Here is an 8967-nt window from a genome sequence, read left to right as displayed (position 1 = left end):
ATTCGGCATGACTTGCTCGATGAGCCGGAAAGGTAACTGCTGGGACAATGCCCCTACGGAGAGCTGGTTTAACAGTTTCAAGAATGAACGCTACCATGGCCTGCGTTACGCTACGCATGCCGACATGAAGGCTGCCAGCTTCGAATACATCGAAGTCTTTTATAATCGCAAACGGCAGCATTCGACGCTTGGATATCGCTCACCAATCCAGCACCTCGAACAATGGGCCAGTGAGCAAAATCAGGAAAAGCGGGCTGCATAAAATCCACCTGATGGAAGACGAAATATCGAGGGAACCTCACATTCCTATTTTACCCCTACATTTACCCCTACAAATTGATTGGCTTGCAGTGTATCTCTTTGGATGCCATTGGACAACAAAAATATATAACCAATTGATTTATATGGGTTTAATTTTATTAAATGGATTAATTTGGATGTCCCTGGACACACGATTAATCACATGGGGTGCAAGGGGTAGATTGTTCGAATCACTCCGTCCCGACCAATAGAATCAAAGACTTAGGCCAATCTTCGGATTGGCCTTTTTCATTTTGTGGATTTGTACCCCCACTTTGTACCCCACCATTTGGGAATCTATCAACGCGAACAACAGGACGTGCGCTCGCTTCTATTTTTTTATCGTTTTAGATTTATCCCGTCATCATTCCCAGTGTGTGTAGTCTATACCTGCCTTTGACGGTTTTTTGGATGTTAGCCCCCCTACCCCAGGGCTATTTTTTTAAAAAAATCCTAAAATTTTTCTCATGTTTGGCCTATGCTGTATCGCGCACCTGATACCCATACGACTAATATCCGATGCAGAGATTTCTATCCCATGATGGACTGGATGTAGAAACGAGGATTTATGCGAGGTTTCAGGCGGTCGTGTGCAACTGGTGTGCAATGAATTTCAAGGATCCGGCAGACCGAGTATCTTTTTAACGCTGAAACGCCATGCTGGATGCAAAGAACTGTGGACTGAAAAGTGGCGCTGCAATGTGGATCTTTTTATCTATGGTTCGTTTGAGGGTGACAACGTCAGGAGGATTCAAGTCGCGCCAGCAACCAACGTAGGTGAAGTAGCACAGCAAATCATTGAATAGCGGGGCGAGATCTTCGTATACTGAGAGACGTTTCTCGACCAATTTTTGACTCCGCCATTGGACGTGCTCAAATCGCTTCGTAATGTGGTGAACGTAAATCCCGAAAACAGCAAGAGCAATAGGAGTTAAAACACTCGCCAACAGTTTGACAATTTCCAACCAATTCCACTGACCAGCATCCATACCCGCTCCCCAGTTGATAGTGATTGTTCGATTGAATCTCAATCTCAATGGCAATGTGCCTGTCGACAAAAATCGATGTTTCTTCTAGTACCAGAGGCTTCTTGCTTGCACGAAATTGATTTCAATTTCGCCGGTATGCGAATTAATGTGGGAAACAAATACCAGTGACTAGATTTCACTGACATCATCGGCAAACAGAAAGTCGCTCCCGACTCCGCACTAGACGGAGTCGGGGCCTCTACTTCGCACACAACAATTCGAACCGCTGCTATTCCAAAACACGTAGCGTTGCTACGCGAGCTGCGAAATTGCGCCGGAAAGTCGGTACGGATCTGCGGCATTGCGCAGATCCGCATTACCTTGCCGTCAGTTACCCGCAGCGTTCAATGCCGCATTGAAGGTTGCGCTTGGGCGCATGACTGCTTTGAGCTTCTCCTGGTCGACCATGAAGTAGCCGCCGATGTCCACCGGATTGCCCTGCACCGCCTTGAACTCTGCCGTGATGGCTTGCTCGTTCTCGGTGAGGCTTTTGGCCAGCGGAGCAAACTGCGCCTGCAGTTCTGCGTCGGCGGTCTGTTGCGCCAGCGCCTGTGCCCAGTACATGGCCAGGTAGAAATGGCTGCCGCGGTTATCCAGCTCGCCGGTGCGTGGTGAAGGCGACTTGTTATTCTCCAGCAGCTTGCCGGTGGCGTCGTCGAGAGTCTGCGCGAGGATCTTGGCCTTGTTGTTGCCGGTCTTGATGCCGATATCTTCGAGCGACACGGCCAGTGCCAGGAATTCACCCAGCGAATCCCAGCGCAGGTGGTTTTCTTCCACCAGCTGCTTGACATGCTTCGGAGCCGATCCACCCGCACCTGTTTCAAACATGCCGCCGCCAGCCATCAACGGCACGATCGACAGCATCTTGGCGCTGGTGCCGAGTTCCATGATCGGGAACAGGTCAGTCAGGTAGTCGCGCAGGATGTTGCCGGTCACCGAGATGGTGTCTTTGCCGCGGATCACGCGCTCCAGGGTGTAGCGCATGGCGCGTACCTGCGACATGATCTGGATGTCGAGACCGGTCAGATCGTAGTCCTTCAGGTAGGTTTTCACCTTCTTGATCAGTTCGGCTTCATGCGGGCGGTACTCGTCCAGCCAGAAAATCGCTGGCATGCCCGACAGGCGTGCGCGGTTTACCGCCAGCTTGACCCAGTCGCGAATCGGCGCGTCCTTGACCTGGCACATGCGCCAGATGTCGCCCTGCTCGACGTTCTGCTCCAGCAGCACGGTACCGTCAAGTTCGACAATGCGCGCCACGCCATCGGCGGGAACTTCGAAAGTCTTGTCATGTGAGCCGTACTCCTCGGCCTTTTGCGCCATCAGGCCGACGTTCGGCACGGTGCCCATGGTGGTGGGATCGAACGCGCCGTTGGTCTTGCAGAAGTTGATCATCTCCTGATAGATCCGGGCGAACGTGCTTTCCGGGATCACCGCCTTGGTGTCTTTCGGACGGCCATCCGCACCCCACATCTTGCCGCCGAGGCGGATCATGGCTGGCATCGAAGCATCAACGATCACGTCGTTAGGCGCATGCAGATTGGAGATACCCTTGGCCGAGTCCACCATCGCCAGTTCCGGACGGTGTTCATGACAGGCGTGCAGGTCCTTGATCACTTCATCACGCTTGGATTCCGGCAGGGTCGCGATCTTCTCGTAGACACTGCTCAAACCGTTATTCGCATTTACGCCCAGTTCATCGAACAGCTTGCCGTGTTTGGCGAAGGCGTCCTTGTAGAAAATCTTTACCGCATGCCCGAATACGATCGGGTGCGAGACTTTCATCATCGTCGCCTTGACGTGCAGCGACAACATCACGCCGGTTTCGCGCGCGTCTTCCATCTGTTCTTCGTAGAATGCGCACAGCGCCTTCTTGCTCATGAACATGCTGTCGATGATCTCGCCTTCCTGCAGCGACACCTTGTTCTTCAAGACAGTGATCGAGCCATCCTTGGCGACCAGCTCCATCCTGACGTCGCAGGCCTTGGACAGCGTCATGCATTTTTCGCTGGCGTAGAAATCGCCACCGTGCATGTGGGAAACGTGGGTGCGAGAAGCCGGACTCCATTTGGCCATGGAGTGCGGGTTCTTGCGCGCATAGCGTTTCACCGCCGCCGGCGCACGGCGGTCGGAATTACCCTCGCGCAACACCGGATTGACGGCGCTACCCAGCGTCTTTGAATAACGCTTCAAAATGGATTTTTCTTCGTCGGTCTTCGGATCTTCGGGGAAGTCGGGGATCTTGTAGCCGCGTGCCTGCAGTTCGCGAATGGCCGCGACCAGCTGCGGCACCGAAGCACTGATGTTCGGCAGCTTGATGATATTGGTATCGGGTTCCTGGGTGAGGAGGCCCAACTCAGCCAGATTGTCCGGCACTTTCTTGTCATCGGGGAGGCAATCGGGGAATTCGGCAAGAATCCGCGCCGACACCGAGATGTCGCTCTCTACGACATCTATACCGGCCGCTGCGGCAAAGGTCCTGACGATAGGCAGCAAAGAAGCGGTTGCCAGAAGCGGCGCCTCGTCGGTAAGTGTATAGATGATGGTTGATTTACCTGCGGTCACTGTAATCTCCTTGCGGTTGGTGTGTTGGTTGGTGCTGCCACATTGGTTTGGTGCTTTCTGCCACCAATCCTTACGGGCACGCTGAATTAGCCGGGAGACTGCCAGTCCATGGAAGCAACGTTTCCTCGGACGCAAGCCACATTTCCCAAGAGGCGAAGTTTATTCGACCTCCCGTTTAAGCGCTAAATAAAAATTCAGACAGTAGTTTACCTTGAAGCCGCTAAGTCGGCATTCCAAAGTGATTCTTGAGGCAATATTTTAGGCAATATCCCAGCGCCTCCCCCTACCCCCGCCCTACCTTTGCCACGCATAGATGATTCTGCGTCATCTGTCCCTTGAGTATCCATCCTTTGCCAGCCGTTAAGCGCTGCCGTCTAATACCTGCCAAGACGGCGATTCCGGTCGCGTCGTACAACAACTAATATTTCTGGAGAAGGAGACGTCATGCAGGGTGGTACAGGCTTATTACTGGTTTTGCTGGCTGCGATAGTGCTGATTGTGGTGCTGATCGTTAAAGTCCGGGTTCATGCTTTCCTGGCCTTGATGGCAGCATGTTTTGTGGTGGGTATCGGCTCAGGCATGCCGTTAGCCGAAATAGCCGGGTCTGTCGAGAAAGGTATCGGCGGCACGCTGGGTTTTCTGGCAGCAATTATCGGCCTTGGCAGCATTCTCGGGAAAATGCTTGAGGAATCCGGCGGGGCCGAGCGCATTGCCCAGACGTTGCTGGACACTCTGGGCAAACAACGCGCCTCGTGGGTGATGATGCTGGTGGGGTTTATCGCCGGGATTCCGGTGTTTTTCGAGGTGGGTTTTGTCCTGCTGATTCCTCTGATTTACGTGGTAGCCAAAGATACTCGCCTCAACATGCTATACCTTGGCGTGCCGCTGGCCATTTCGCTGATGGTGGTGCATTGCATGCTGCCGCCTCACCCCGCCGCAATGGCGATCACCGGCATGCTGAGGGCGGATGTGGGCAAGGTGATTTTGTACGGCCTGATTGTGGGGCTGCCCACTGCTGTCATCGCCGGGCCGTTATGGATCAAGCTGGTATGCAAGAGCGAGGCGCCTGCCACGCAAGAGGCGTTTCTGGAAGAGCGCTGCGAAACCCGCGCAAGCAATGACTTGCCTAGCTTCAGCCTGACCCTGTTCACAATTTTGCTGCCTCTGTTGCTGATGGTGGGAAAGACGCTCGGAATGATGGGGCTGAGCAAGGGTTCGGCGGCATTCGAGCTAGTTGCCTTTCTGGGCAACCCGCTAATTGCGCTGTCAATTGCCGTAATGTTTGCCTACTGGTCGCTGGGATTGCATCGCGGCCTGCAAATGGCCGATCTGCTGAAACTGACCGAGAAATGTTTTCCGCCACTGGCCAGCATTCTGCTGATTATCGGAGCGGGTGGCGCCTTCAACGGCATTCTGATCGACAGCGGCATCGGCAAAGTCCTGGGCGACTCGTTGGCACAGTTGCATATGAACCCTATCGTGCTGGCCTGGCTCGTAGCCGGCCTGATGCACTTCGCAGTCGGTTCCGCCACCGTGGCCATGATTAGCGCCGCCGGCATGGTATTGCCGATGCTGGGCGCACATCCTGAGCAGAGCCGGGAAATCATGGTCATTGCGATCGGCGCCGGCGCCATAGGCTGGACCCACGTTACCGATTCCGCATTCTGGGTGGTGAAGGAATACCTGGGGGTATCGCTGTCCGACGCGTTGAAGAAATTTACCGGCGGCACAGTGCTGGCCTCGCTGGTCGCCCTGGGGTTGACCTTGCTGCTGTCGCGGTTTGTCTGAGCCGCCAACCGATTACGTCCATAGAATTTACATCAATCAAGGAGCTGAATAATGATTTTGGGAAAAACACTGGAAAACTGGTACGCCAGCCACCCTCTGATCCGCGATCTGGTGGAGCTGAAAGAAACCAGCTGGTTCAATCCGGCTATCGCGCCGGCCTCGGAAGCATTGGGCGATGTGTGCCTGACCGCGCAGGACGTGGCCGACGCCAGCGCCCGCCTGTCGCGCTATGCGTCCTACATCATGCGCGTATTCCCGGAGACGGCGGCGAATGGCGGCATTATCGAATCCGGCATCCGTCCCCTGCCCGCTCTTCAAGCTCTGTTGGCACAGGAACACGGCCTGCAGCCGGGCGGCGCTTTGTGGCTCAAGACTGATAGCCACCTGCCGATTTCCGGCTCCATCAAGGCCCGTGGCGGCATTTATGAAGTGCTCAAACAGGCCGAAGACCTGGCACTGGCTGGCGGTCTGCTACAAGCCGGCGACGACTACGCCGTGCTAGACAGCGACAAGGCGCGGGCCTTCTTTGGCCAGTACAAAATTGCCGTCGGCTCCACTGGTAACCTGGGGCTATCGATCGGCATCATGAGTGCGCGCCTGGGCTTTCAAGCCACCGTGCACATGTCGGCCGACGCGCGCCAATGGAAGAAAGACAAGCTGCGCTCGCACGGCGTCACTGTGGTGGAGTACGCCTCCGACTACAGCGTAGCCGTGGCCGAGGGTCGCAAGCAGGCCGAATCCGACCCCGCCTGCCACTTTGTCGACGATGAAAACTCCACCAATCTGTTCCTTGGCTACGCGGTAGCGGCAGAACGGTTGAAAGGCCAGCTGACTGCGGCCAATATCGTTGTGGACGCCGAGCATCCGCTGTTTGTCTACCTGCCTTGCGGCGTGGGCGGCGGCCCTGGTGGCGTCGCTTTCGGGCTGAAACTGACTTTCGGCGACGCAGTGCACTGCATCTTTGCCGAACCCACCCACTCGCCGTGCATGCTGCTGGGGGTATATACTGGCCTGCACGATGCAGTGTCTGTGCAAGACTTCGGCATCGATAATGTCACCGCCGCCGATGGATTGGCTGTTGGTCGCCCTTCCGGCTTTGTCGGCAAGGCCATGCAGCGTCTGCTGGACGGCTACTATACTGTCAGTGATGAGGAGCTGTACCGGCTGCTGGCGTTAATGGAGCGTAGCGAAGGCATACGCCTGGAGCCGTCGGCGCTGGCCGGCGTGCCGGGCATGGCCAGAGTGCTGGGCGAGCAACAGGGCTATCGCGCCCGCGTCGGCCTGAGTGCAGAACGACTTGCCCATGCCACCCATCTGGTATGGGGTACCGGTGGCGGCATGGTGCCGTCGGCCGAGATGGAGGCTTATCTGGCCAAGGGTCGCCAGCTGCTGCCGGACTGAAATCCTGCCGCGCCTACACCTGCCGACCGGGAGCAGACCGCAGGAATAAGCCGCCAGTCTCGCCGCTACTTTAGCTATTGATACAGCGCGGGACCGGCGGCTTGCAATTTCAACGATAATATTGCCATGCTAAATCTCCCTCCACGCATCGGTTCGCGGCTCAACAGCACCCAGTTCTCCAACCTCTACACCTTTCTGGTTGCCGCCCGCCATCTCAGCTTCTCGCGCGCCGCCGACGAGCTATGCCTGACACCAAGTGCCGTCAGCCACCGCATTGGCCGGCTGGAAAGCGCCTTGTCCATCCGCCTGTTCCAACGCCTGACGCGCCAGGTTTGCCTGACAGAGGAAGGCGAACGCATTTTCAGGATCTTGCAGGATGCAGTGGGCGAGCTGTCCGAAGCGCTACAGCAAACCTCGCAGGCCGAAGTTGCCGGCGCCATTGCGCTGTACGTGCGGCCGTCGGTAGCGCAATGCTGGCTGGTGCCCAGGCTGGGCGACTTTGCCGAACGCTATCCTCTGGTATCGCTGGATATCCGGGTGGGCAACGACAACGCCGACTTCCGCACCCGTAATATCGACCTGGCGCTGTATTACGCGAATGGCGACTTTCCAGGCCTGGTCAGCCACAAGCTGATGGGCGAAAAAATGGCGCCTGTCTGCAGCCCGGAATACGCCCGCCGCCACGGCCTGCTGGACAATCCGGACAATCTGCGGCAATGCACGCTGCTCCACGATTCGCTGGCCTGGGACAACGCCGCCTACGATGCCGAATGGACGCTGTGGGCTACGCAGCAAGGCATGGCGGCGCTGCTACCCGAGCGCGGTATCACCTTCGACCGCTCCGACCTGTGCGTGATTGCAGCGATGAACCACGCCGGCGTCGCGATAGGCCGGCAGCAACTGGTACAAAAGCGGATAGACCAGGGCGAGCTGATATTGCCCTTTGGTAGCTTCACCCAGTCCGGCCACTACGATTACTATCTGGTTCACCCGCCGCACGACCCCATGCCCAGACGGTTGCAGGTTTTCATAGACTGGCTGCACGAATGCGCCAGCCAGTCACTGCTGATTAACGGTGCGGAGCCGCTGTCCGGCTGACTCGTTCTTGCATCTTGCCGTGACCCGACTTGATGCGCAGAGAGATGGGATGCACAAGCAAAAAGCCAGTCGCGTAAGCTGACTGGCTTTTTTATGTCTGTGCAAATCGCGTATGAACTTCGTAGGGTGGGCACAGATGCCCACGCGGAATTGACTCGGTGCGGATGCCTGTTTCGGTATCGCGTGAGTTTGCGCTCCGGTTATCGCGGTCACGCGTGGGCAGAATGCCCACCCTACTTTCTTTCTATTGTTGTAAGCGGCTGGCAAAGTCATCTTGACGGATACCGCCAATAGCAAATGCGTTCTACTACGCGTTGACTGGCGGGTTGTGCTTCCAGCGGTGGGGTAGCAGATCTGCGATCTCGCTGGCTTTATGCGTCGGCAAGCGCGTGAGCACGTCTTTCAGGTAGGCATATGGATCGTGCCCGTTGAGTTTGGCCGACTGAATCAAGCTCATGATGGCAGCGGCCCGTTTCCCAGCTCGTAGCGATCCGACAAATAGCCAATTGCCGCGACCGATTGCCACCGGTCTGATTTGATTCTCAATCCAATTATTGTCTATGGGAACATTGCCATTATCCAGGAAGCGCACCAGCGCATCCCAGCGCTTGAGGCTGTAGTCCAATGCTTTAGCGATGGCAGATCCTTCCGGCACCAGCCGGCGTTGATTCTGCATCCACGCGTACAACCTGTCAGTGATCGGCTTTGCCCGGGTCTCGCGAATTTGACGTCGCTCTTCGGGAGCGAGTGCTATGACCTCTCGCTCAATGTCATAAAGGGCCGTGAAGAA

Annotated in this window: 7 protein-coding genes; 4 read left to right on the top strand and 3 right to left on the bottom strand. The window is 56.2% G+C overall.

Annotated features, from left to right (window positions below):
• Positions 1-262, top strand: a 262-nt coding sequence (locus tag BM029_RS25180; RefSeq protein ID WP_139217257.1) for an IS3 family transposase, incomplete at its 5' end; no start/stop codon positions are given.
• Positions 263-941: 679 nt separating this feature from the next.
• Here BM029_RS25180 and BM029_RS25175 read toward each other — a convergent pair.
• Positions 942-1289, bottom strand: coding sequence for a hypothetical protein (locus BM029_RS25175; RefSeq protein WP_092440755.1), 348 nt, complete (start codon positions 1287-1289; stop codon positions 942-944).
• Between the two features lie 366 nt (positions 1290-1655).
• Complete coding sequence (locus tag BM029_RS25170; protein WP_092440753.1) at positions 1656-3890, bottom strand: NADP-dependent isocitrate dehydrogenase; 2235 nt, start codon at positions 3888-3890, stop codon at positions 1656-1658.
• A 444-nt stretch (positions 3891-4334) separates the two neighbouring features.
• Between BM029_RS25170 and BM029_RS25165 the strand changes: the two genes are divergently transcribed.
• From BM029_RS25165 to dsdC, 3 genes are all read left to right on the top strand, one after another.
• Positions 4335-5678 carry a GntT/GntP/DsdX family permease gene (locus BM029_RS25165; RefSeq protein ID WP_092440751.1) on the top strand — a complete coding sequence of 448 codons (1344 nt, stop codon included), beginning with the start codon at positions 4335-4337 and terminating at the stop codon, positions 5676-5678.
• A gap of 51 nt (positions 5679-5729) precedes the next feature.
• Positions 5730-7079: a D-serine ammonia-lyase gene (gene dsdA / locus BM029_RS25160; protein ID WP_092440749.1), complete on the top strand. Its 1350-nt coding sequence runs from the start codon at positions 5730-5732 to the stop codon at positions 7077-7079.
• A 126-nt stretch (positions 7080-7205) separates the two neighbouring features.
• Positions 7206-8177: a DNA-binding transcriptional regulator DsdC gene (gene dsdC / locus BM029_RS25155; protein ID WP_092440747.1), complete on the top strand. Its 972-nt coding sequence runs from the start codon at positions 7206-7208 to the stop codon at positions 8175-8177.
• Positions 8178-8484: 307 nt separating this feature from the next.
• On the opposite strand, the gene BM029_RS25150 is transcribed toward dsdC, so the two are convergent.
• Positions 8485-8967, bottom strand: a 483-nt coding sequence (locus BM029_RS25150) for an IS66 family transposase (RefSeq protein WP_139217304.1), incomplete at its 5' end; no start/stop codon positions are given.

The organism is Collimonas sp. OK607, assembly GCF_900111995.1.
In the GTDB taxonomy this organism is placed as follows: domain Bacteria; phylum Pseudomonadota; class Gammaproteobacteria; order Burkholderiales; family Burkholderiaceae_D; genus Collimonas.
This window is presented reverse-complemented; position numbering and strand designations above follow the sequence as displayed.